We start from the raw sequence: 21,338 nt of genomic DNA, 5'->3' as shown, positions 1-21,338 counted from the left end.
GACGCATACAGGTCTAAGTGATAATGGATCTTATTATTACTTAAGAGGACGGCTCGCGCAAACCTGCGCCGTCGTCCCACGAACGGCCTCGCCGCGAGGGTTGCGGCCCTAACGACCTGCGCCTCACGGCGCGCCAGGCCTGGTCGCTTCATCCTGGTGTCTGAATCGGTGGAGAGAGGAGGGCGTCGGACCACCGCATTTTGCATTGCCCTTCTGTTTAAGTAATAATTCTTATTTGCATTTCATTGCCGGGCTTTCCATGCCCGGACTGCCTTGGTCGCCCGCTATTACCGAGAACTGCTGAACTTCTGCCTGCGCGCCCTGCGAGACCGCGATGCGGCCGCCGATGTCGTGCAGGAAAGCTATGCACGTTTTCTGGCAGTCGAGCAAAGCCAGGCCGTGGCCGAACCCCGCGCGTTGCTGTTCCAAACCGCGCGCAATGTGATGGTGGATCAGTATCGCCGTGCGCAGGTGCGCGGCAATGAAAGCCTGGACTTGCTCGACGAGGCGGATCTGCCCACGGCCCCGGCCGCCGACGCGCCGGAGTCCGCCGCGGCGTCGGCCCAGGCCGTAGCGGCCTATCTGGCCACCATAGAAGCCTTGCCGCCGCGTTGCCGCGAAGCGTTTATCCTTCATGTTTTCGACGATCTGCCCTATGCGCAGATTGCAGCGCGCATGGGCACCTCGGTAAGCATGATAGAAAAGCACATTGCCCGCGGCAGGCTGGCCTGTCGCGCCTGCGAACGTCAGTTGCAGGGGCAGGCTCTGGTCGGAGGACAGTCATGACGCTGCACAAGCCGGCCGACATGAACGCTGATCAGCCATCACAACAAGATGCTGACGAACGCGAACTCGAGGAGTTTTTGCGCAACGAGGATCCGGCCGCGTTCGAAGCGGCCCTGTGGCTCACGCGCCAGGAAGCCGGTCTGAGCGCCGACGATCAACATCGTTTTGAACAGTGGTTGGCGGCCGATAGCGCTCACGTACAGGCCTACGCCGATCTGGCGCCGGGCCTGGACGCCGTGCGCGCGCTGCCTGACACGGCCCAAGCGCGCTTGCGGGACGGTTTGCCGTCCAGAACCTCTCGCACTGAGCCCGTTTTGCCAGATCAACCTCTGGCAGCAATCGCAGGTGTGCCGCCTTCCATGCCGGGGCGGCGAGCCTGGATGTTGAATGTGGCGCGCTTTGTGCCGGCAGCGGCGGCGGCTGGCGTGGCCGCTGCGGTCGTCGGTGGTCATTGGCTGGCGTGGGATGCGCAGGCAGGGCGGCCGATCCATACGCGGCGCTACTCCACGGCGCGCGGCGAGCTGCGCGAGGTGCGGCTTGATGATGGCAGCACCTTGGCTTTGGATGCAGACACCTCGATCCGGGTGGCGCTGTATCAAGGGCGGCGCGAAGTCAGCGTGCGGCAGGGACAGGTCATGCTTACGGTCGAGCCGGATGCGGCCCGGCCTTTTCATGTGATGGCGGGCGCGCTGCGGGTAACGGTGGTTGGCACACGTTTCTCCGTTCGTCATACCGAAACCGGGCTGGATGCCGGCCGCACCGTGGTCGCGGTCGAGTCGGGGCGGGTACGGGTCGGGTCGCAGCGGCAAGGCCTTGCGGATGCGTCGGTCTTCCTGGGAGCTGGCGACAGCGTCAGCGCCGATGCACAGGGCCGGCTCGATGCCGTGGTCCAGGTGGGAGCCCAAAGCGTAGCCGTCTGGCGCCAGGGGAGGGTCAGTTTCAACGACACCCCGCTGTCGCAGGCATTGGCTGAATTCGAGCGCTACGGACCGACCGGCCTGACGCTGCGCGATCCCGCCGTGGGCGCCTTGCGCATGGGCGGCACCTTCGATCTGCACGCGGCGCAGACCTTTGCACAGGCTTTGCCCCATCTGTTGCCGGTGCGCTTGCGGAGAAGTCCGGACGGCATCGAAATCGTCGGCAATCGCTGATCCGCGGCGCCACGAATTTTTTTCAGAAACAGGGTGTGGGTTTGGGCTGCTGATGCGACTCCACTAGTAATGATTCTTGTTGCTACTGTTCGGAGATTGCATTTCATGCGGCATTCCTACCCCAAGCTGGCGCCCTTGACGCTGACCTTCGCGCTTGCCCTTGGCACACCGGCGCTGACTGCGGCCCAGGCTGGTGATGCCTATGCGAATCGCAGCATCAGCTTTTCGATCGCTGCGCAGCCGCTGGGCCAGGCCCTGAATGAGCTGGCGCGCCAGGCGGGTCTGCAACTGCTGTTTGCGCCGGCCTTGGTCGCCGGAAAAAACGCGCCGGCTGTTTCTGGCAGCCTGACGCCGCGCCAAGCCGCCGATCGGCTGCTCATAGGCAGCGGTCTGCATGCCGTTCCGGAAGGGGGCGCCATCGTGGTCAAACCTTCCTCCCCCGATGCGCAAACGCTGGCGCCGGTCACGGTGTCGGGCGTTTTGCAGACGGCCACCGGGCCGCTGGACGGCTATGTCGCCACCGTCAGCGCCACGGCCACCAAAACCGACACGCCGCTGATCGAAACGCCGCAGTCCATTTCCATTGTCGGCGCGCAGGAAATCGAAGTCATCAAAGCGCAGGATCTGAACGAAGCGCTGGGCTATGTGGCAGGTGTGGGGCGCAAGTCCGGACAGACTCGCTTGAGTGATGAGTTGCTGGTACGCGGCTTTGAGGTCAGCGCCTATACCGGCAGCATGTATCGCGATGGCAGCAAATACTCGGTCAACGTCTACAACGGCCAGCAAGAACCCTATGGCCTGGAGCGTGTGGAATTGCTCAAAGGCGCGTCCTCGGTGCTCTATGGCGCCAGCGGACCCGGTGGCATCGTCAACACGGTGACCAAACGCCCCACCACCGAAACACTGCGTGAATTGAACCTGGAATACGGGTCGTTTGATCGCAAGCAGATGTCCGGCGACTTTGGCGGTGCCCTGACCGACGATGGCGTCTGGTCGTATCGCGCCACTTTTCTCGCCCGCGACAGCAAGACGGCGACGGACTATATCGATGACGATCGCCGCTTTCTGGCCGGTGGACTGAGTTGGCGGCCCAGCGCACGGACGTCTTTGACGCTGCTGGCTGATTATCAAAAAGACGAAACCGCCGAAAACCTGGGCCTGCCCGCCAAAGGCACGGTCTATAGCACGCGGTACGGCCGGATTCCGCTCAGCCGCTACACCGGCACCCCGGGTTATGACAGCTATGAGGCCGAACGCTACACCGCGGGCTGGCTATTCGAGCATGCCTTCAACGATACGGTGACCCTGCGCAATAACGTGCGCTACTACGATTTTCGCAGCACCTTCCCGGAGACGCTGACCTATAACCTGGGGAGCGACGAGCGGACCTCCACGACGCGCTACGCCTTGGACCGCAGCGATGATTCGCAAGCCGTGGTGGCGGACACCTCTTTGCAGTTCAAGCTGGGTGAGGGCATGTTCAAACACACTGCCATCGTTGGTGTGGACTACACACGCATGAAGCATCAGACGGCGCGTGACCAGCGGCGCGCCCAGCCTCTCGATTATTTCGATCCCGACTATTCCTTCCCGGTTGGCGACGTCTATCGCACTCAGGGCAAGAGCACGGACCGTAATCGCCGGCTGGGTTTCTATGCCCAGGACCAACTGAAAATCGCCGACAGACTCGTGGTGTTGTTGGGCGGTCGCTACGATGAGGTGGTCTACAACAGCCACGACAACGTCGGCGTCAGCCAGCCGGTCGACGACGAGAAAAGTCGAGCGTTTACCGGACGGGGTGGTCTGGTCTATCTGTTTGACAACGGCCTGGCGCCGTTCCTGAGCTATAGCGAATCGTTTGAGCCGGAGAGCGGAACTGACCGCACGGGCGGCCGCTTCAAGCCGGTGACTGGCGAACAATATGAAGCCGGCCTGCGCTACCAGCCGCCGGGATCGGACTTCATGTTGTCGGCCGCGGTCTACCAGCTCAAACGCAAGAACGTCTCCGTCAGTGACCCGGTGGACCCCAGCTACAACATCCAGGTCGGCGAAGTGCGTTCGCGCGGCTTCGAACTGGAGGCGCGCGGCCGGATCGGGCGCAACACCAATGTGATTGCCGCCTATGCCTATACCGATGCCAGAACGACCAAGGCCAGCCCGCTGGCCCCTGAAGAAGAAGGCAAGCGCGTCGGGCAGGTGCCTTATCACCAGTTTTCGCTGTGGACGGATTACCGCTTTGGCGACTTCGGCCTGGCGGGGCTGAAGGTGGGCGCGGGACTGCGCTTCGTCGACACTACGCACTTCCTTTATGGCACAGGAAAGGTGCCGGCCTACACCCTGTATGACGCGATGGTGAGCTATAGCACCGGCCCCTGGCGCTTCGCACTCAATGCCAGCAATCTGACGGACAAGCGTTATGTCGCGGTGTGCCAGTCTGCCTGCTTCTATGGCGAACCGCGTCGCATCATCGGCTCGGTCTCCTATCGCTGGTAAGCGGCGGCATCAAGCATCGGGCCTGCCGGATGGGATTGAAGCTGGCGTCGTAGTCCGCGATGGCGCGCGGGCTGCGGCTCATGGCCTTGGCCTGCGCGGGGGGGTGCCTGACACGAATACAAACCCGTTCGAGCGCACTGCAGGAGACAGGGGCGCGAGAGGGGGGCGGGCACTGTAGGCGTAAGCACTTTCCGCAGACGGGAATCGTGATGCCATCGGCGCGATTACGGTCGTCGGAGCCTTGTGGGTGCCGGGCCTGGGCGAAAAGCTCGCCGCTCCCCCTTCGCAACTCCGCCAGACTTGTGGTGTCAATTCTGGCCTTTCAAGCCTGCTTCGTTGATCAGGCCACCCCACCGCTTGCGTTCCTGTGCAAGCAATTCGGCCAATTCCGCAGGGCTGGAACCCTTGGCCGCGGCACCCAGTTCGGCAATCTTCGATTCGACTTCCTTGTCGGCCAAGGCCTCGTTCAGCGCCGTGTTCATCTGGGCGATCACGTCGGCAGGCGTCTTCGCGGGCGCCATCAGCATGTACCAGGTGTGCACCTCAAGGTCGATCCCCGATTCCTTGAAAGTCGGCACCGAAGAGAGCACGGGAAGCCGCGCTGAAGACGTCGTTGCAATGCCTTTTAGTTGACCCGTTTTGATCTGCTGCACCACGGCAATCGGACTGACGATGACGACGTCCAGGTGGCCTGCCATCGTGTCGGTCACGGCGGGAGCCCCTCCTTTATAGGGAACGGCCTGCAGGCTTCCACTTATCTTTCGATTCAGAAGTTCTCCGGCGAGGTGGCCCGTCGACCCCACACCGGAAGTGCCAAAAGAGACCGTGCCCTTCTTCGCGGAATCGATGAATTGCTGCACATCGTCCGCGGGGAAGTCCTTGCGCGCGGCAAAGACGAGCGCCTCGCCGGCGATCAGGCCCACCGGAGCCAGATCCTTTTCCGGGCTGTACTGAAGCTTGGGGTATAAAAACTCGGCATTGACCTGATCGCCGGATACGCCCAGAAGGAAGGTGTACCCATCCCCCGCAGACCGCGCGACGTAAGAGGATCCGATCGTCCCGCCGGCTCCCGGCCGATTTTCGACGACGACCGTGGTGTGCAGCCGCCTGCCGAGATCCTGACTCAGAATCCGCGCTAAGGTGTCCGTGCTGCCGCCAGCAGCCCAAGGCACGATCAATGTGACGGGGCGTTCTGGCCAGGTGCCAGCCGCGGCAGTGGCCATGGTCATCGAAGAACAGGACAGCCCCAATGCCAGGGCCGCGAATACTTTCCGGAACATGTTTTCCCCTTGATATACGTTTATGCCTGCACATCGCATGGCGTGGCTCAGAATCTAGCTGATAGGGTGAGCCGCGCCTACATCGCCGTCACGACTTTCCGCTGTCCGAAATTTCGATGGCCGCCGAGCCGCGCTTGCCGAGATTGTCCGAGATCTCGCGCGAAACGTCCCGCAGGGGTTCGAGGTATCGCCGAACGGCGTCTTGCGCCTGCAAGGCCGACGAGATCCATGTCATGCCGATTGCGGCGGCAACCCTGCCGCCGTCATAGACCGGCACCGCGAGCGTCGAGGAGACCGGGCGAATGCCTGGCGCCCTGAGGGAATAACCCAGGGCGGCGATCTGATCGAGCTCCGTGGTGAATGTCGCCCCGTCTTTGGCGGGCGCATCCTCCGGGTCGGTGGACCCCTCCAGGATTTTCAGGATCGTCGCGCGATCTTGCGGACTGCAGGCCGCAAGATAGACGCGGCCGAGCGCGCGGCTCGCCAGGCTCAAGCGCATGTTTATCGTGGACTGATGCAGCGACAAAGGGGAGTGGGGGATGGTGCTGTAACGCACCACCATTGCGTCATGATCGAATACCGCCAGAGCGGCTGGCCATCGATGTTCCTCGGTGAACGCATCCAGGGGGGCCGCCCCGGCGTCGACCAGGCGGGGCGTTCCGTGATAGCCCGAGCAAAGCGAAGCGACCTCCGAAGCCAGCATGTACGCGCCATATTGCGGAGCGTGGCGGACGATGTTGCGCGATGCCAGCGTCTGCATCAGGCGCACGATGGTCGGTTTTGGCATTCCGGTTGCCTGGTAGAGCCAATGGATGGAGCAGACCGGCTGGCGGTTCATCGCCTGTAGCAGCTCGATGACCCGAATGGCGGCATTGACAGGCTGAACGGATGCCATGGCTGGTCCCTCCCCCGGCTCAACGTGAGAACGCGGACAAAATACGCGTGCACGCCGCCTGCAGGTCGGCGTCGTGCGTCGCGATAGAAATGCGGAACCAGCCCGGCGACCCGAATGCTTCGCCAGCAATCACCGCGACCCCATGATCCAGCAGGAAGTCATCCACAGGCCGCCCGCCCAGCACTTCGGTGTCGCGGACCCGGACAAATACATAGAATGCACCGCTGGGCCGGACCACATCGAGCGCCGGCGACGCCGCCAGCAGGCCGCAGACCAGGTCGCGGCGCTGCTCATAGGTGGCGGCCCGCTGCGCCAGGAGCGCCGGATCCATCTGCAAGGCAGCCTGCGCCGCGGCCTGACTGACCGCGCTGGCCCCTCCGGTCACATGGGACTGCAACTTGGTCATGGCCGCGATGAGCGCGCGCGGCCCTCCCGCATACCCGATTCTCCAGCCGGTCATGCCGAATGCCTTGGATACGCCGTTCACCACGAGCGTGCGCTCGCGCATCTCGGGCGTGATCGCTCCGAAGGAAATGAACGCCGAGCCATCGAACCGGATGTGCTCATAAATTTCGTCGGACATCACCAGAATGTCCGGGTAACGCTCCAGCACTTTTGCAAGCGCGGCGTATTGCTCCCGGCTCGCGATCGCTCCGCTGGGGTTGTTGGGGTAGTTCAACATGAGCCATCGCGTCCGAGGCGTGATCGCCGCTTCAAGCTGCGCCGCCGTGGGCACGAGACCATGCTCCGGGCTGGCTTCGATGAAAACCGGGGTGGCGCCGGCCATCCGGGCGATGCTCGGGTAAGACACCCAATACGGGGCGACGATGATGACTTCGTCGCCTGGATTCAGCGTCGCGATCAGCGCGTCGTAAATCACCTGCTTGGCGCCGGTTCCTACCAGGATCTCCGTGCTCGGATCATAGGCGAGGGCGTTTTCCTGCTGGAACTTCCGCGCGATCGCCTGGCGTAGCCCTGTCGTTCCAGACACGGGCGTGTACTTTGTCTGCCCCTCGCGCGCCGCGGAAAACGCCGCTTCGATCACTTCCGGCGGCGTGGCGAAATCGGGCTCGCCTACCGTCACGGCAACGATGTCGCGACCGGCGGCCTTCAAATCGCGGGCCCGTTGTGCGGCAGCAATGCTTTGCGACGCGGGCACCCCCGCAAGCAGATGGGATTGAATGGTGTGAACCATGGTCTTTCATCGTTCCTAGAGTTGGTTTACGCAAAATTATCATAAAAACGAACAAATGGGCGATTTTTGTACTTTCCGATTTCAAGTTACTGATTCAAGTTATTGATAAATATAAAAAAATAGTCAAAACTTGGACCGAATCCAGGTTGGATAATCACTCTTTATAGCTGGAAAAAACCGATATTCTTCGCCTAGAATCGCCAAGAGAAATTTTGAATTGAACATTTGTTCGTTTTTTTGGAGAAGACCATGGGTCACTATTCGCTAGGGGTCGACATCGGCGGCACCTTCACCGATATCGTCTTGTTGGACGTGCAGTCCGGCGACCACTTCAGCCATAAAGAGCTGACGACGCCAGACCAGCCGGAACTGGGCGTCCTGCGAGGCGTCCGGATTCTGCTCAAGCGGTGCGCCGTGCAGCCGCAGCAAGTCGTGCGAGTAGTCCACGCCACCACGTTGTTCACGAATGCCCTCATCGAGCGGCGCGGCGCCGTCACGGGCATGATCACGACCGAAGGTTTTCGCGACGTGCTGGAAATCGGCCGCGAGCGCCGCTATGACCTGTACGACAATTTCCTCGAGCTCATAGAACCCCTCGTGCCGCGGGAACTCCGGCTGGAAGTCGCCGAGCGCACGGAGCCCGACGGATCCATATCCCGTCCCCTGGACCGCGACCAACTCCTGGCGGCCGGGCAAAAGCTGAAGACGCTCGGCGTGGAATCCATCGCTGTCGCGTTCCTGCACTCCTATCGCAACCCGGAGCATGAAACCGCCGCGGTCCAGATGCTCCAAGCGCAACTGCCCGGCATCGCCATCTCGAGTTCCGCCGCCGTCGTCGCCGAAATCCGGGAATACGAGCGGTTCTCCACCACGGTCGCCAACGCCTACGTCAAACCGCTGGCCGATCGCTACATCTCGTCCCTGGAGGACAGTCTTCGCCAAGAGGGCATCACGGCCCCGCTTTTCCTCATGCAGTCGAATGGCGGACTCGTGCATACCAAAGAAGCGAAGCGCCTGCCGGTCCAGTTGCTCGAATCCGGGCCCGCCGCCGGCGCCTTGGTTGCCGCGCAATTCGGCCGGGATGTCTCCGAAACGAAAATCCTGGCGTTCGACATGGGCGGCACCACCGCGAAGCTCAGCGTGATCGAGGACGGCGAGCCGCTGGTGGCCTACACATTCGAAGCCGCCCGCCAGAAGAGATTCCGCACGGGCAGCGGTCTGCCCATCAAGATTTCCACGATCGAACTGATCGAAATCGGCGCGGGCGGCGGCAGCATTGCCCACGTGGATCATCTGGGTCTGCTCAAAGTCGGCCCGCGCAGTGCCGGTTCGCAGCCTGGCCCGGCGTGCTATCAGAAAGGCGGCGAGCATCCGACGGTGACCGACGCGAACTTGTGCCTGGGCTACCTGAATCCGGACACGTTTGCCGGCGGCACGATGAAGATCAGCGAAGCCGCCGCCAAACAGGCCCTCGACACCGTTGCCAAGACACTCGACATGGATACGGCGTCGTGCGTCCCCGGCGTCACCGACGTCGTGAACGAGAACATGGCCGCCGCCGCCCGCGTCCATATCGCCGAGCGCGGGGGGGATGCCCGCGAGTATTCGTTGCTCGTCACGGGGGGCGGAGGCCCGCTGCACGGCTACAGCGTTGCCAAGAAGCTGCGCCTTCGCCGCATGCTGTGCCCGCCGTCGGCGGGCGTGGCTTCCGCCTTGGGCCTGCTGATCGCGCCGCCCAAGGTCACCCGCGTGACGACATTCTCGAACCGTCTCAGCCAGATCAAGATCGACGCGCTCGAGCACGCCTACCAGGAGCTGGAAGCATCGGCCGTGCAGACCCTCAAGGAAAGCGGCGCATCGAGCACGGCGCTCGTCACCCGTCGGTACGCGGATCTGCGATTCGTCGGCCAAGGCTTCGAATTGGTTACCGAGCTGCCCGCGGGCCCCTACGGCGACTCGACCCCCGACCGGGTCCGGGAACTGTTCGCGGACGAGTACAAGCGCGTTTTCGCGATCACTCCCCCCGTCAATGACGTCGAGATCGTGAACGTGAGAATCGACGTATCGGGCGCGGCCGACACCAAGCTCGGAAAACAGCGGGACGAGGCCGCGACCGAATCCAGGGTGCCGGTACGCCGGAAGGCGTATTGCCCCGACCTGGCCAAAACGGTCGACATGCCCGTGCATCAGCGCGCCAATCTGGTTGCCGGCGCGACGGTCGCGGGCCCCGCCATCGTGGAAGAGTCCGTGTCCACCCTGATCGTCGGCAGCCATGGCAGCTTTGAACTACTTGAGAACGGCATCATCGCCGTGGAACTGAATACCGGAGACCGTGCATGAAATTCGATCCCATCACCCTCGAGATTCTGTGGCAGCGCTTGGTATCCGCCGCGGACGAAGCCGGCGCGGCCCTGTTGCGCTCTTCTTTTTCAACCATCGTCCGCGAATCCTATGACTTCGCGTGCATCGTCACCGACACGAAAGGCAGGTCGATTGCCCAGGCCTCGGAGAGCATCCCCTCCTTCATCGGCACGCTTCCCAGGACTGTCAAGCATTTCCTGGCGCACTTTCCGGTCGAGACCTTGAAGGCTGGCGACATCCTCATCACCAACGACCCCTGGATGGGGACGGGCCACCTGCCCGACCTCTCCCTGGCAAAACCCATGTTCGCCGAGGGGCGCTTCATCGGCATGGTGGCCACCACCGCGCACGCCCCCGACATGGGCGGCAAGACCGGCTCCGCCGACGTCCGCGACATCTTCGAGGAAGGCCTGCAAGTCCCGATGATGAAACTGATGGATGCGGGCGTCGCCAACGAAACCCTCATCGCCATGATCCGCAAGAACACGCGGGTCCCGGACCAGGTAATCGGAGACCTCTGGGCCCAGATCGCCGCTCTGCAACTGCTCGAACAGCGCTCGGTCGAGTTGGCGCGAGAGAACCGGTTCGAGACGCTCGACGAACTGGCCGACGAGATCATCGGCCGCACGGAACGGGCGATGCGCGATGCGATCGCGAAGTTCCCTGACGGGCAGTACGAGTATTCGCTCCAGGCCGATGGCCTGAACGAACCGCTGACGCTGAAGGTCGCGATCGACGTCGACGGCGAGCGCATCAAGGTCGACTATGCGGGCTCTTCCAATCAGGTCGACCGCGGCATCAACGTCGCCCTCTGCTACACCGCCTCGCAAACGGCGTACGCGCTGAAATGCCTGTTGTCGCCGGACCTGCCCAACAATGAAGGGGCGCTGCTGCCCATCGAAGTCACGGCGCCTGAAGGCTCGATCCTCAACCATACCTATCCGCAATCGGGACAGAGCCGCACGCTGGTGGGCCACTTCCTGCCGTTCCTGATTTTCGGCGCATTCGAGACCGCGGCGCCGCACCTCATCATGTCGGGGGCCGGCTCTCCGCTGTGGAGCATGCAGGTCACCGGCCAGGACGACGGCGGACGCACCTTCGTGAACAAGATTTTCTTCAACGGCGGCGTCGGCGCTCTGCACAATCGGGACGGCTATGCATGCCTGAGCTGGCCGAGCAACGTGTCGAACGTGCCCATCGAGATGACCGAGCAGCAGTCGCCGCTGCGCTACGAATTCAAACGCCTGCGCGGCGGATCCGGCGGCGACGGCGAATACCGGGGTGGCTTGGGCCAGGAGGTCCAACTGCGGCACGCCGGCGAGCGTCCCGTCGTCATCGGCTTCCATGCCGAACGCACCCAAACGCCGGCGCCCGGCGTCTGCGGCGGCCAGCACGGCAGTACCGGCGTGCTGCATATCAACGGACGCGCGCTCACCCCCGCGGAGCAGAAACGGCAACACCGCGTTGCGCCGGGCGACGTGGTCTATCTCGCGACGCCGGGCGGAGGGGGATTTGGAGACCCCGAAAAACGGGATCCGGAACACCGGCGCAAGGATGAAGTGATAGGATATCTGGCCTGATCAGGCCGCCTGGAACCGCGTCGGCCCGCGCCGACGCGGTTTTCCTCATTGCGCACTCAATACATGACTCAAGAGCAGAATAAAACGATAGCGGCCGCCCGGCGGCCTCGCTCAAAGAAAAAGCGCGACGAGATTCTGGCGCGCACGGAAGACGACCAGGTCGGCGTCCAGGCTTTTGAGCGCGGACTGGACGTGATCCGCGCATTCGCCTCTGAACAGCGGCCTCTCACCCTGTCCGAGATCGCCGAGATCACGAAGCAACCGCGAGCCTCCACCCGCCGTCTGCTGGGGTCCCTGTTGCGGCTCAAATATGCCGCGACGGACGGCCAGACATTCCGGTTGATGCCGCCAGTCATGGAGCTCGGGTACGCCTACCTGTCGTCCAGTCAATTCTGGGACCGCGTGCAGCCGTACATGCAGGAAGTCATGTCGGAGTTGAACGAAAGTTCATCCGTCGGCGTACTGGACCTGCCCGACGTCGTGTACGTGGCTCGCGCACAAGCGCGGCGGATCGTGCAGAACATGGCCATTGGCGTCGGAAGCCGGGTGCCGGCCGCGGTCTCGGCGATGGGGCGCCTGCTGCTCGCCTACGAGCCTCGCCACGTGGTGGAAGCGTATCTGCGGGAGCGGCCGCTTCAGGCGTTTACGGAAAAGACCATCGTCGACCGCGATGCCTTCTACGCCGCCCTGGACAAAGGGCGCGAGCAGGGCTGGATATTGGTGGACGAAGAGCTGGAGATCGGCTTGCGTTCATTGGCCGTCCCCTTGCGGGACCGGTCGGGGAAGGTCATCGCGGCAATGAATGTCGGCGCCGTCTCCGCCCGCGCATCCGCGGACCAAATGATCTCGAAATTCCTGCCGGTGCTCCGGGAAGCGGCCAACAAGGCGAATCACGCCTTGTCCTTTGGCTGATTCCGCTCAAGGCGTGGCAACGCCGGCAGGCAAGGGGTAGTCTTCCGCGTTGCACACCATCCCCGGCCGGTTCGAGAAGTCCAGCCGCGGGGGAGCGAAAATATCCAACAGCCAGGCCTCCCCCTCGTTGATGTTCCTGCTTGTATGGATGACCTGCGGCGGAATGACCAGCATCGAAGGACTGCCGACTTCGCGGTGTTCATCCTCGCGCCACTCGCCCAGATCCTTGCCCCACGGATAGCGCAGATGATGTTTCCAGGTGCCCAGCAGCGCGAAGGACCCTTGTTCGAAATCCGTATGCGAATGGGGACTGAGCTTGGTCGTGTCGCGCGGCGCCGACCGCGGCAACATGATATTGAGCATCAGGTTGCAACTGCGGAAGATGCGCATATTGCTGTCGGGGCGGACATGGGCGGCGACGTCATAGGTTCGCAGCCGATAACCGTCGGCCGGTTCTGGCCATGCCGTCAGCGGCGCGACGTTGGGCGCGCTCGTTGAGTAGACGTCCGCGTTGGCCGCCCGGGCCGCCAGATCGGCCGCGCGCGACGAGAACAGCAGGAAAAGGGTGCTCGGCTCCGTCAGGATCAGTTCGCTGGGTCCCGGCGGCACAATCGCCAATCGTCCCGTCGCCAGCGCCGCCGACGAATCCGCGGCCTCGATCGACCCCGCGCCACTGACCACGAACACCATGTATTCGTCGGTTTGCCTCGCGTCCCGGGCCAGGCGCGCGCCCGGCTGGGCTTGCACGTAACAGGCGACGAAGTTGGCGCCGCGGGCGATCCATTCCTTGAGCAAGGGCTCGTCGGCTTGCGGCGCGATAGCGGCAAAGTCTTCCAACGAGGGGGTTCCAAAAGTCATTGCAGTCTCCGTGGTGAAGGGCTTCGGTTTCACGCGCGCACGAGAGCGCGGGCAGCCTGTTTGAGGAGGGACTGATCTGATCCATGCAGGAACCAGGTCGCCCCGAGATCGCTGTAGCGCTTTCTTTCCTCCAGGCTGCTGGCGACCACGCCAATGCGTTTTCCCTGTGACACGCCAGCGGCGATAGCGCGCTCCGTGGCTTTCAAGACATCAGGATGTTGACTGTCCGCAAGCCCCATGGATAACGCCAGGTCTGCCCGGCCCACGAAGATTCCGTCCACCCCTTGCGTGGCGGCAATCGCCCGGGTGTTGTCGACCGCCTCTATGCTCTCGATCTGGCACATGATCTGCACGCTCTCGGCGTCTGCGACGGCTGCCAGCATGCCCTTTTCCCCATAACCGGATGACCGCGATCCCCCGCTGTAGCCGCGTACTCCGGCTTTGTAGCGGCAGCGGGCCACCACATTTCTCGCATCTTCCGGCGTATCGACATGGGGCACGAGAACGCCCGCCGCCCCGAGATCCAGCGAGCGCAGAAGCGTCGAGGGCTGGAAGTCCGGGACTCGGACAAAAAGAGGCAGGCCGGCCGCCTTGCCGGCGATCAGCATCGCGTCCAGCGTCCCGAAATCGAACGGCGCGTGTTCCGCGTCCAGCACGGCGAAATCCAGCCCCGCCACGGCGAGGATCTCAACGATATGCGCGCTTGGCGTCTTGATGAATGTGCCGACTTCGACACTTGACTGGCCGTCGCCCCCGCGTGAAGTTGTCATGGGTAGTCCCTGTTGCCGCTGTTGATCGCTGGATGATGAGCCGGGTGGAAGTGGCGGGCAAGCTCGACGCCGAAGCTTTTCGTCAGCCGAAACGTTGCTTCGCCCCGCGGTCAGATACGCACAGGGGCAAGCCGTGGAGATGGCAAACCTTGCATCTAGCGTTATTCCCGCAAGCCTTCGGCGCCGAACCGATCGGCCGGATGAAGGCCGGTCACGTTCAGGCCGCGCGGTGGCCAAACACACGACATCAATTCAATTACCCCTGGCCTCTCTTAAATTGCATGAAATGATGTATATTGAATTTAAGATAAGATTGAATATAGAATTGCAGACAATAAATACAACAATTTTGACCAGAACGAGGCCAGGGGGTCGGCAGCCGCCGTCCGGGCCATATGTGGAAGGAGATCGGTCATGGCCATCAAGGTCAGCCAGCCAGACGAAGACGGCGTCGTGACGCTGCTGATGGATCGCCCGGAAAAGCGCAATGCGTTCACCTGGGACATGTATGAAGCCTTCGGCGCCGCCTGCGACGGGTTGCAGGGCAATGACGCGGTGCGTTGCGTCGTCCTGCGGGGGGCGGGCGGCGATTTTTGCTCCGGCAGCGATATCGGCGGATTCGACGAGAGCCGGGCCGGGGCAGAGCAGGCCAAGGTCTATGCGGATTTCACCGTGGCCATGTTCGACAGGCTCAAGAATCTGCGCCACCCGACCGTGGCCTGCATTGAAGGCGTATGCGTGGGCGGCGGACTCGAGATCGCCGCGCTATGCGACTTGCGGATCGCCCAGCAAGATGCACGCTTCGGCATCCCGGTCAACCGGATCGGGTTGACCCTGGACCACTGCGAACTGGCTGACCTGGCTGCGGTCGTGGGGCATGGCGGGGCGCTTGAAATCCTGCTTGAAGGACGTGTGTTCGGCGCGCAGGAAGCGCTGGCGAAAGGTCTGCTGTCCCGAGTCGTCGACGATGCCTGGTCCGATGCCTGCGACACTGCGCGCCGCATCGCGCGGCTGGCGCCGCTGTCGAACCGCTGGCACAAGAAATTCATCCGTCAATTGCAGTCAGGGCGGGAACTGACGCAGGCCGAGCGCGACGAGGCCTATGCGTGCTTCGACACCGAAGACTACCGCGTGGGCTCGCAGGCGTTTCTCGACAAACAGCGTCCTCGGTTCGTGGGCCGCTGAGGCTCCGATTTTCCATCCGCTTATCTGGATACAACAATGACTAGTGAAGCCGTAGCGCCCCTGGCGGGCCTGAAGATACTCGATCTGTCCCAGATCATGGCCGGCCCGTACTGCACCATGGTGCTCGCGGACCTGGGCGCGGAAGTGATCAAGGTAGAGAAGCCGGCGGGTGGCGACGATTCGCGCCAGATGGGACCGTACGTGCATGGCGAATCGACCTGCTTCGCGCAGATCAACCGCAACAAGCGCGGTATCGCGCTCGACCTGAAAGACTCCGAGGCGCGCGACGTCGTTCATGAGCTGGCGAAGTGGGCGGACGTGGTGGTCGAGAACTATCGGGTGGGCGTAACCGCCCGGCTCGGCGTCGACTATGCCACGCTAAGCGCGCTCAACCCCAAGCTGATCTACTGCTCGATATCGGGCTTCGGCCAGACCGGCCCCTATGCCCGCAATGGCGGGTTCGACCTGGTGGCCCAGGGTCTGAGCGGCATCATGAGCATGACCGGCGAACCCGACGGGCGGCCGTTGAAATCCGGTATCGCGGTGTACGACGTCGGCGCCGGAATCACGGCGGCCTACGCCATTCTGGCCGCCTATGTGCACCAGTTGAAGACCGGCCACGGCCAACACATCGATATCGGTCTCGCCGAATGCGGCCTGCCTTGGTTCGTCTGGGAGGCGGCCGCCTACTTTGCCAATGGAACGGTGCCCCAGGCGACAGGCAGCCGGCATCGCGTCGACGCGCCATACCAGGCGATCAAGACGGGCGACGGCTACATGGTGCTGGGCTGCGCCAACCAGCGCACCTGGGAAACGCTCTGCAAAGAAGTGCTGGGCCGCCCTGAATTGACGGAAGACCCGCGCTTTCTGACCAATTCCGACAGACTGCGGAACGTCGAATTGCTCGAACCGATGTTGGAAGAGTCGTTCTCGACGGCGGGAACGCAGGAATGGATCCGGCGCTGCAATGCGGCGGGCGTGCCGTGCGGCCCGATCAACAATTTCAAGCAGGCCATGGAAGACCCGCACTACCGGGAGCGCGGCATGGTCGCCAGCGTCGACCACCCCGTCATCGGCAGGATGGACGTCATCGGAATTCCAACGAAGTTCTCCCGAACGCCGGGCGCATTACGCAAAGCCGCGCCGTTGTTCGGGCAAGACACCGATGCCGTACTGCGCGACGTGGGGCTTTCCGACGCAAGGATCGAGGCGCTCAAAGCTCGAGGAGCGGCTTTCTGACAAGTATTTCCGCATGACCCGGCCGATCGCGCACGCTGCTGGCCAAGACTGTGAAGTCTGTGAAGACAGTTAACGATAAACCTCATCGGAGGAGACATGAAAAACGTAATCAATGCTTCGCGCCGGCAGTTTGCCCAATCCATGGCGGCGTTGGCGGCGCTGGGCCTGAGCGGCCCGGTTTTTGCGCAATCCCGTCCCGCGCCGTTCAAGGTGGGCTCACTGAATTCCATTACCGGCGCGGGCGGCACCTACGGGCCCGGTATGCTCGAGGCCATCAAGATCGGCATCGCCGAGGTGAACGCGGCGGGCGGAGCCGCCGGTCGTGAACTCAAGCTCTATGCCGAAGACGATCAGACGCGGCCGGACGCCGCGGTGTTGGCCGCGCGCAAGCTGGTCGACATCGTGAAAGTCGATGCCATGATCGGGATCTGGTCGTCGGCCGTGCAACTGGCCACGCTGCCCATTACCAACGCCGCGGGCATTCTTTCTTTCAATACCTGCGGAGCGCCGGAAATCCGCACGGAAGACAAGCTCGACCTGGTGTTCCAGTTCTATGCGTCGAACGCCATCATCGGCGCGGCGTTCGCGGCCATCGGCCAGAGCAAGGGTTTCAAGCGCGCCGCCGTACTCGGCTACAACAACGCGACCATGTGGGCCCAGGCCAAGCATTTCATGACCGCCTGGGAAAAAATGGGCAACCAGGTCGTCAGCTCGGCGATCTACGAGCCCAATCAGGCCAGCTATCGCACCGAGGTGGAAAAGGCCTTGGCGGCCAAGCCCGACGTCATCATCCTCAGTTCGTACACGCCCGATGCGACCATCCTGCTCAAGGAGTGGTACCAGACCGGCTACGACTGCAAGTTCATCATGCCCGGCTATTCGGCGACCCCCACGCTGGTCAAGGCCCTGGGGCCGGACGTGATGCGCAACATCATTTCCACTGCGAACGTGCCGGCCGGCGACAACGCCGCCTACAAGTCGTTCGTCGAGAAATTCAAGGCGGCCACCAAGAATCCGCCGGAAATGTTCGCTGCCGCCGCCTACGACATGGTCATCGCCCTGGCGCTCGCGATCGAGGCCGCGGGGGCCGACGTCAAGCCTCAGGATCTTTCGCGAATGGTACGCGCCGTCACCAACCCGCCTGGACAGAAGGTCAGTTCGTTCGTCCAGGGCCGCGATCTGCTCCGCCAGAAGGTCAAGATCGATTTCGACGGCGCCTCCTCCTCGCTGGATTTCGACGCGCACGGCGACACCGTGCCGGATTTCGGCATTTACGAGTTCGACGGCAAGGAATTCGCCTTGACGAACGTCATTTCCGGCGCATCGCTGTTGTGATCGCGGGCCGGTGCATTTCTAGGATGAATACCGTATGAGTTCGGTGCTCTTGATCAATGCACTCATCAGCGGCATGGTTGTCGGGCTATTGCTGGCGTTGCCGGCCCTGGCCATCACGCTGGTGTTCGGCATTGCCCGATTCCCCAACGCCGCCGCGGGCGACTACATGACTTTCGGCGCGTACGCGATGGTGGCCGCCCAGGCGTTGTCGGGCGGCTCCCTCGCGGCCAGCGCGATTTTCGCGACCCTGGCCACGGGTCTGCTCTCCTTGTTTTTCTACTTCTGGGTCTTCAGGAAGCTGGAAGAGCGCTCGCTGGTATCGCGCCTGATCGCTTCCATCGGCATTGCCTTTGCCGTGCGGGCGAGTATCACGCTGTTTGCCGGGCATGGGCAATACACCATCCAGGCTCCACTGCAACGGGCCTGGAATTTCGACGGAATCCGCATCTTGCCCCTGGATGCCTACATCGTCCTGGCCGCGTTGGGCGCCCTGGCCTTCATGTTCGCGCTGCTTTATCTGTCGCCGGTAGGCCGGCGCATGAGGGCGGTATCGGATAACCCCCAACTCGCGGCCGCCGGCGGCATCGACGTGCGCCGGGTCATGGCGATTCTCTGGGGCATCGTCGGCGTGTTTTCAGGGCTGGGAGGGGTGCTGCTGGGAATCAAGGCCACGGTATTGCCGGAACTCGGGTGGGAGCTGCTGCTGCCCATGTTCGCGGCGGTCATTCTCGGGGGCGTGGGGAGCCCGGTCGGGGCGCTGCTCGGAATGGTCATTTTCGGCATTGCCCAGGAAGTCGCGACGCTTTATGTCGGTTCGGCCTACAAGATCGTGATCGCGTTCGCCGTGCTGCTGGTCGTTCTGCTGTTCAGGCCCCAAGGGATTATGGGCCGCATCCAGGCGGTGAGGTGAAACGATGGAAGCCTATCTGATCGCGATATTCATCACGGTGTTGATCTATATGCTGCTGGCGGGCGGCCTGGCCCTCCAGTACGGCTTCACGGGCCTGATCAACTTCGGCCATGTCGGCTTTTACGCCATCGGCGCCTATACGTCCGCCCTGCTGGCGTTGCAGGGAGTGCCGCTCGCGGTGTGTTTTCTCGCGGCCGCCCTGGTCAGTTGCTTGAGCGCCTATCCGCTGGGCGTCATCGCGCTGCGGCTGCGCGGGGATTACCTGGCCATCGTCACCCTGGGGTTCTCCGAAGCCGTTCGCATGGTCATCCAGAAGGAAGAGTGGCTGACGCGCGGCGTGCATGGCATACCGGGCATTCCCAGGTTGTTCGGCGGGTATGGCTCCGGTCTGACGGTGGACGTTCTGATCCTGGCCGCTCTGCTGGCCACGAATATCCTGGTGTTCCTCGGTATCCGAAAGATCATCCGCAGCCCGTTCGGCCGCACGATCAAGGCCATACGCGACAACGAAGTCGCCGTCATGGCCCTGGGCAAAAACCCTGCCTTGTTCAAGACGCGCTCGCTCATGATAGGCGCGGCGCTGGCAGGCCTGGCGGGCGCGTTCACGGCGCACTACCTGACCTTTATTTCACCCGAGCAATTCGTGCCGCTGATCACGTTCTATGTGTGGATCGCGATCATCGTCGGCGGCGTCGGCAGCTTGAAGGGCGTGGTGGCGGGCACGGTCATCCTGATGGTCTTTCTGGAAGGATCGCGCTTCGCCCGGGAATTCCTGTTCCTTGACATATCCGAGGTCCAAATGGCGAGCCTGCGTTTCCTTATCATCGGCCTGGGCCTGGTCTGCTGCGTGCTGTACCGTCCCAACGGCTTGTTCGGCGGAGCGCCGGCGGGAGGGCGCCAATGACGCCCCAGCTTTCTGTCCAGAATATCCGCGCCGGCTTCGGCGGGCTGCTGGCCCTCGACGACGTCTCGATCACGGTGCGAAAAGGCGAGCGCGTAGGCCTGATCGGCACCAACGGCGCGGGCAAGAGCACGCTGTTCTCGGTGATCAGCGGCTATGTGCCGGCGCAAAGCGGCCAGGTGTGTTTCGAAGACGTGAATATCACCGGGATGGGAGTGCAGCGCCGGGTCAACCTGGGACTTGCGCGCACCTTCCAGGTGCCGCGCGAGTTCGATCAGCTCAGCGTGCTCGACAACATGATGGCCGCGGCGCCGGGCCAGCGGGGCGAACGCCTGGGATCGCTGTTTTTTTCGCCGGGCAGCGTTCGGCGCCAGGAGGCAGAGATCGAAGCTCGGGCCCGGGATCTGCTGGGTTTTCTCAACCTGGCCAAAGTGGCCGAGGTGCCGGCAGGCGCGTTATCGGGCGGGCAGAAGAAACTGCTGGAGCTTGGCCGGCTGCTGATGATCAAGCCCGGCTTCATCATGCTCGACGAGCCGTTCGCCGGCGTCAATCCGGTGCTGGTGGACGAATTGTCTCGTCGCATCGTCGACTTGAACGATCAAGGCATCACGGTATTGATCATCGAGCACAACCTGCAGGCCCTGTCCGATCTGGTGCCTCGCATGTACATCATGGACCGGGGCAAAGTGCTGAACGAAGGCACGCCGGATCGCGTCTTGTCGGACGAACGGGTCCGCGAAGCCTACATGGGCGGTGCCGTATGAAGAAAATACTGACGTTGGAAAACGTCTGCGCGGGCTATGGCGATGTGCCGATCGTCAACGGCATCGACATGTTCGTGGCGGAAAAAGAGATCGTCACCATCGCCGGCACGAACGGGGCGGGCAAGTCGACCTTGATCAAGGCGGTCATGGGCCTGCTTCCCAAACTGACGGGCCGCATCGAGCTCAACGGCGCTAGTTTGCAGGATCAGCCGGTGCGGCGCAGGGTGTTCCAGGGCATCGGCTATGTGCCGCAGGTCAATAACGTGTTCGGCACGCTGACCGTCATGGAAAACCTGCAAGTCGTCGAAGCGGTCGACGATCGAAAGGCCATGATCGACCGGATGCTCAGCCTGTTTCCGGTACTGGCCGAGCGACGCAGAACCCAGGCTGAAAACCTGTCGGGAGGCGAGCGCCAGCAGCTCGCTTTCGCCCGGGCCCTGATGTCAAAGCCCAGCCTCATGCTGCTCGACGAGCCTTCGGCTGCCTTGTCGCCGGCGCTGACGGAACAGGTTTTCGACGAAGTGAAAAAGCTGCCGCGGCTCGGCGTGGCGGTATTGATGGTAGAGCAGCGGGCCCGCCAGGCGCTCGAGTTCAGCGACCGGGGCTACATCCTCGATTCCGGCCGCATCGTGTTGGCGGATGCCGCGCAATCTCTTTTGCAGAATCAAGAAATGGCCGACCTCTACATCGGTCGGTCCGGCGCCAGGTCGGGCCGTTCTTGAT

At 62.9% G+C, this 21,338-nt stretch carries 17 protein-coding genes and 1 pseudogene; 13 read left to right on the top strand and 5 right to left on the bottom strand.

What is annotated here, in order from left to right:
* Window positions 1-255: 255 nt before the first annotated feature.
* From AVE30378_RS15115 to AVE30378_RS15105, 3 genes and pseudogenes are all read left to right on the top strand, one after another.
* Window positions 256-786, top strand: a pseudogene (locus AVE30378_RS15115) (RNA polymerase sigma factor); the annotation flags it as partial.
* Window positions 783-1,937, top strand: coding sequence for a FecR family protein (locus tag AVE30378_RS15110; protein ID WP_129241692.1), 1,155 nt, complete (start codon window positions 783-785; stop codon window positions 1,935-1,937). The pseudogene AVE30378_RS15115 and the gene AVE30378_RS15110, both read left to right, overlap by 4 nt.
* A gap of 105 nt (window positions 1,938-2,042) precedes the next feature.
* The gene (locus tag AVE30378_RS15105; protein ID WP_244235060.1) at window positions 2,043-4,430 is read left to right on the top strand and encodes a TonB-dependent siderophore receptor; all 2,388 of its coding nucleotides are present in this window, start codon (window positions 2,043-2,045) and stop codon (window positions 4,428-4,430) included.
* Between the two features lie 308 nt (window positions 4,431-4,738).
* Here AVE30378_RS15105 and AVE30378_RS15095 read toward each other — a convergent pair whose 3' ends face one another.
* The 3 genes from AVE30378_RS15095 to AVE30378_RS15085 all read right to left on the bottom strand — a co-directional run bounded on the left by AVE30378_RS15095 (window position 4,739) and on the right by AVE30378_RS15085 (window position 7,800).
* Window positions 4,739-5,710, bottom strand: coding sequence for a Bug family tripartite tricarboxylate transporter substrate binding protein (locus tag AVE30378_RS15095; protein ID WP_165360194.1), 972 nt, complete (start codon window positions 5,708-5,710; stop codon window positions 4,739-4,741).
* 88 nt (window positions 5,711-5,798) lie between these two features.
* Window positions 5,799-6,605, bottom strand: a complete 807-nt coding sequence (locus tag AVE30378_RS15090) for a DNA-binding transcriptional regulator (RefSeq protein ID WP_129241689.1) — start codon at window positions 6,603-6,605, stop codon at window positions 5,799-5,801.
* Between the two features lie 19 nt (window positions 6,606-6,624).
* Window positions 6,625-7,800 carry a pyridoxal phosphate-dependent aminotransferase gene (locus tag AVE30378_RS15085; RefSeq protein ID WP_129241688.1) on the bottom strand — a complete coding sequence of 392 codons (1,176 nt, stop codon included), beginning with the start codon at window positions 7,798-7,800 and terminating at the stop codon, window positions 6,625-6,627.
* Between the two features lie 249 nt (window positions 7,801-8,049).
* Here AVE30378_RS15085 and AVE30378_RS15080 point away from each other — a divergent pair, with 249 nt between their 5' ends.
* From AVE30378_RS15080 to AVE30378_RS15070, 3 genes are all read left to right on the top strand, one after another.
* Complete coding sequence (locus AVE30378_RS15080) at window positions 8,050-10,140, top strand: hydantoinase/oxoprolinase family protein (RefSeq protein ID WP_129241687.1); 2,091 nt, start codon at window positions 8,050-8,052, stop codon at window positions 10,138-10,140.
* Complete coding sequence (locus AVE30378_RS15075) at window positions 10,137-11,741, top strand: hydantoinase B/oxoprolinase family protein (RefSeq protein ID WP_129241686.1); 1,605 nt, start codon at window positions 10,137-10,139, stop codon at window positions 11,739-11,741. The genes AVE30378_RS15080 and AVE30378_RS15075 overlap by 4 nt, the downstream gene beginning before the upstream one ends.
* A gap of 63 nt (window positions 11,742-11,804) precedes the next feature.
* Window positions 11,805-12,653, top strand: a complete 849-nt coding sequence (locus AVE30378_RS15070; RefSeq protein ID WP_129241685.1) for an IclR family transcriptional regulator domain-containing protein — start codon at window positions 11,805-11,807, stop codon at window positions 12,651-12,653.
* Between the two features lie 6 nt (window positions 12,654-12,659).
* Here the strand turns inward: AVE30378_RS15070 and AVE30378_RS15065 are convergent, their stop codons facing one another.
* Both AVE30378_RS15065 and AVE30378_RS15060 read right to left on the bottom strand, forming a co-directional pair.
* On the bottom strand, window positions 12,660-13,511 hold the full coding sequence (locus AVE30378_RS15065; protein ID WP_129241684.1) for a cupin domain-containing protein: 852 nt from the start codon (window positions 13,509-13,511) through the stop codon (window positions 12,660-12,662).
* Window positions 13,512-13,540: 29 nt separating this feature from the next.
* Complete coding sequence (locus AVE30378_RS15060; protein ID WP_129241683.1) at window positions 13,541-14,281, bottom strand: HpcH/HpaI aldolase family protein; 741 nt, start codon at window positions 14,279-14,281, stop codon at window positions 13,541-13,543.
* 414 nt (window positions 14,282-14,695) lie between these two features.
* Here AVE30378_RS15060 and AVE30378_RS15055 point away from each other — a divergent pair, with 414 nt between their 5' ends.
* The 7 genes from AVE30378_RS15055 to AVE30378_RS15025 all read left to right on the top strand — a co-directional run bounded on the left by AVE30378_RS15055 (window position 14,696) and on the right by AVE30378_RS15025 (window position 21,337).
* Window positions 14,696-15,466, top strand: a complete 771-nt coding sequence (locus AVE30378_RS15055; RefSeq protein ID WP_129241682.1) for an enoyl-CoA hydratase/isomerase family protein — start codon at window positions 14,696-14,698, stop codon at window positions 15,464-15,466.
* Window positions 15,467-15,502: 36 nt separating this feature from the next.
* Window positions 15,503-16,705 (top strand): CaiB/BaiF CoA transferase family protein, encoded by a 1,203-nt coding sequence (locus tag AVE30378_RS15050; protein WP_129241681.1) that lies wholly within the window; start codon window positions 15,503-15,505, stop codon window positions 16,703-16,705.
* Window positions 16,706-16,801: 96 nt separating this feature from the next.
* Window positions 16,802-18,040, top strand: coding sequence for an ABC transporter substrate-binding protein (locus AVE30378_RS15045; RefSeq protein ID WP_129241680.1), 1,239 nt, complete (start codon window positions 16,802-16,804; stop codon window positions 18,038-18,040).
* A 34-nt stretch (window positions 18,041-18,074) separates the two neighbouring features.
* The gene (locus tag AVE30378_RS15040; RefSeq protein ID WP_129241679.1) at window positions 18,075-18,950 is read left to right on the top strand and encodes a branched-chain amino acid ABC transporter permease; all 876 of its coding nucleotides are present in this window, start codon (window positions 18,075-18,077) and stop codon (window positions 18,948-18,950) included.
* Window positions 18,951-18,954: 4 nt separating this feature from the next.
* Complete coding sequence (locus tag AVE30378_RS15035; protein WP_129241678.1) at window positions 18,955-19,854, top strand: branched-chain amino acid ABC transporter permease; 900 nt, start codon at window positions 18,955-18,957, stop codon at window positions 19,852-19,854.
* Window positions 19,851-20,615 (top strand): ABC transporter ATP-binding protein, encoded by a 765-nt coding sequence (locus AVE30378_RS15030; protein WP_129241677.1) that lies wholly within the window; start codon window positions 19,851-19,853, stop codon window positions 20,613-20,615. The genes AVE30378_RS15035 and AVE30378_RS15030 overlap by 4 nt, the downstream gene beginning before the upstream one ends.
* Complete coding sequence (locus AVE30378_RS15025) at window positions 20,612-21,337, top strand: ABC transporter ATP-binding protein (protein ID WP_129241676.1); 726 nt, start codon at window positions 20,612-20,614, stop codon at window positions 21,335-21,337. The genes AVE30378_RS15030 and AVE30378_RS15025 overlap by 4 nt, the downstream gene beginning before the upstream one ends.
* Window position 21,338 lies beyond the last annotated feature (1 nt).

Source organism: Achromobacter veterisilvae, assembly GCF_900496975.1.
Classification (GTDB): domain Bacteria; phylum Pseudomonadota; class Gammaproteobacteria; order Burkholderiales; family Burkholderiaceae_B; genus Achromobacter; species Achromobacter veterisilvae.
Note: the sequence above shows the minus strand (reverse complement) of the source record. Positions and strands in the feature narration are given on the sequence as shown.

Bases quoted from the DNA above. Each gene is read 5' to 3' on its own strand.
- AVE30378_RS15080 (WP_129241687.1), top strand. From the start codon at position 8,050: ATGGGTCACTATTCGCTAGGGGTCGACATCGGCGGCACCTTCACCGAT.
- AVE30378_RS15110 (WP_129241692.1), top strand. From the start codon at position 783: ATGACGCTGCACAAGCCGGCCGACATGAACGCTGATCAGCCATCACAA.
- AVE30378_RS15055 (WP_129241682.1), top strand. From the start codon at position 14,696: ATGGCCATCAAGGTCAGCCAGCCAGACGAAGACGGCGTCGTGACGCTG.
- AVE30378_RS15025 (WP_129241676.1), top strand. From the start codon at position 20,612: ATGAAGAAAATACTGACGTTGGAAAACGTCTGCGCGGGCTATGGCGAT.
- AVE30378_RS15065 (WP_129241684.1), bottom strand. From the start codon at position 13,511: ATGACTTTTGGAACCCCCTCGTTGGAAGACTTTGCCGCTATCGCGCCG.
- AVE30378_RS15075 (WP_129241686.1), top strand. From the start codon at position 10,137: ATGAAATTCGATCCCATCACCCTCGAGATTCTGTGGCAGCGCTTGGTA.
- AVE30378_RS15105 (WP_244235060.1), top strand. From the start codon at position 2,043: ATGCGGCATTCCTACCCCAAGCTGGCGCCCTTGACGCTGACCTTCGCG.
- AVE30378_RS15040 (WP_129241679.1), top strand. From the start codon at position 18,075: ATGAGTTCGGTGCTCTTGATCAATGCACTCATCAGCGGCATGGTTGTC.
- AVE30378_RS15070 (WP_129241685.1), top strand. From the start codon at position 11,805: ATGACTCAAGAGCAGAATAAAACGATAGCGGCCGCCCGGCGGCCTCGC.
- AVE30378_RS15090 (WP_129241689.1), bottom strand. From the start codon at position 6,605: ATGGCATCCGTTCAGCCTGTCAATGCCGCCATTCGGGTCATCGAGCTG.
- AVE30378_RS15030 (WP_129241677.1), top strand. From the start codon at position 19,851: ATGACGCCCCAGCTTTCTGTCCAGAATATCCGCGCCGGCTTCGGCGGG.
- AVE30378_RS15035 (WP_129241678.1), top strand. From the start codon at position 18,955: ATGGAAGCCTATCTGATCGCGATATTCATCACGGTGTTGATCTATATG.
- AVE30378_RS15045 (WP_129241680.1), top strand. From the start codon at position 16,802: ATGAAAAACGTAATCAATGCTTCGCGCCGGCAGTTTGCCCAATCCATG.
- AVE30378_RS15085 (WP_129241688.1), bottom strand. From the start codon at position 7,800: ATGGTTCACACCATTCAATCCCATCTGCTTGCGGGGGTGCCCGCGTCG.
- AVE30378_RS15050 (WP_129241681.1), top strand. From the start codon at position 15,503: ATGACTAGTGAAGCCGTAGCGCCCCTGGCGGGCCTGAAGATACTCGAT.
- AVE30378_RS15060 (WP_129241683.1), bottom strand. From the start codon at position 14,281: ATGACAACTTCACGCGGGGGCGACGGCCAGTCAAGTGTCGAAGTCGGC.
- AVE30378_RS15095 (WP_165360194.1), bottom strand. From the start codon at position 5,710: ATGTTCCGGAAAGTATTCGCGGCCCTGGCATTGGGGCTGTCCTGTTCT.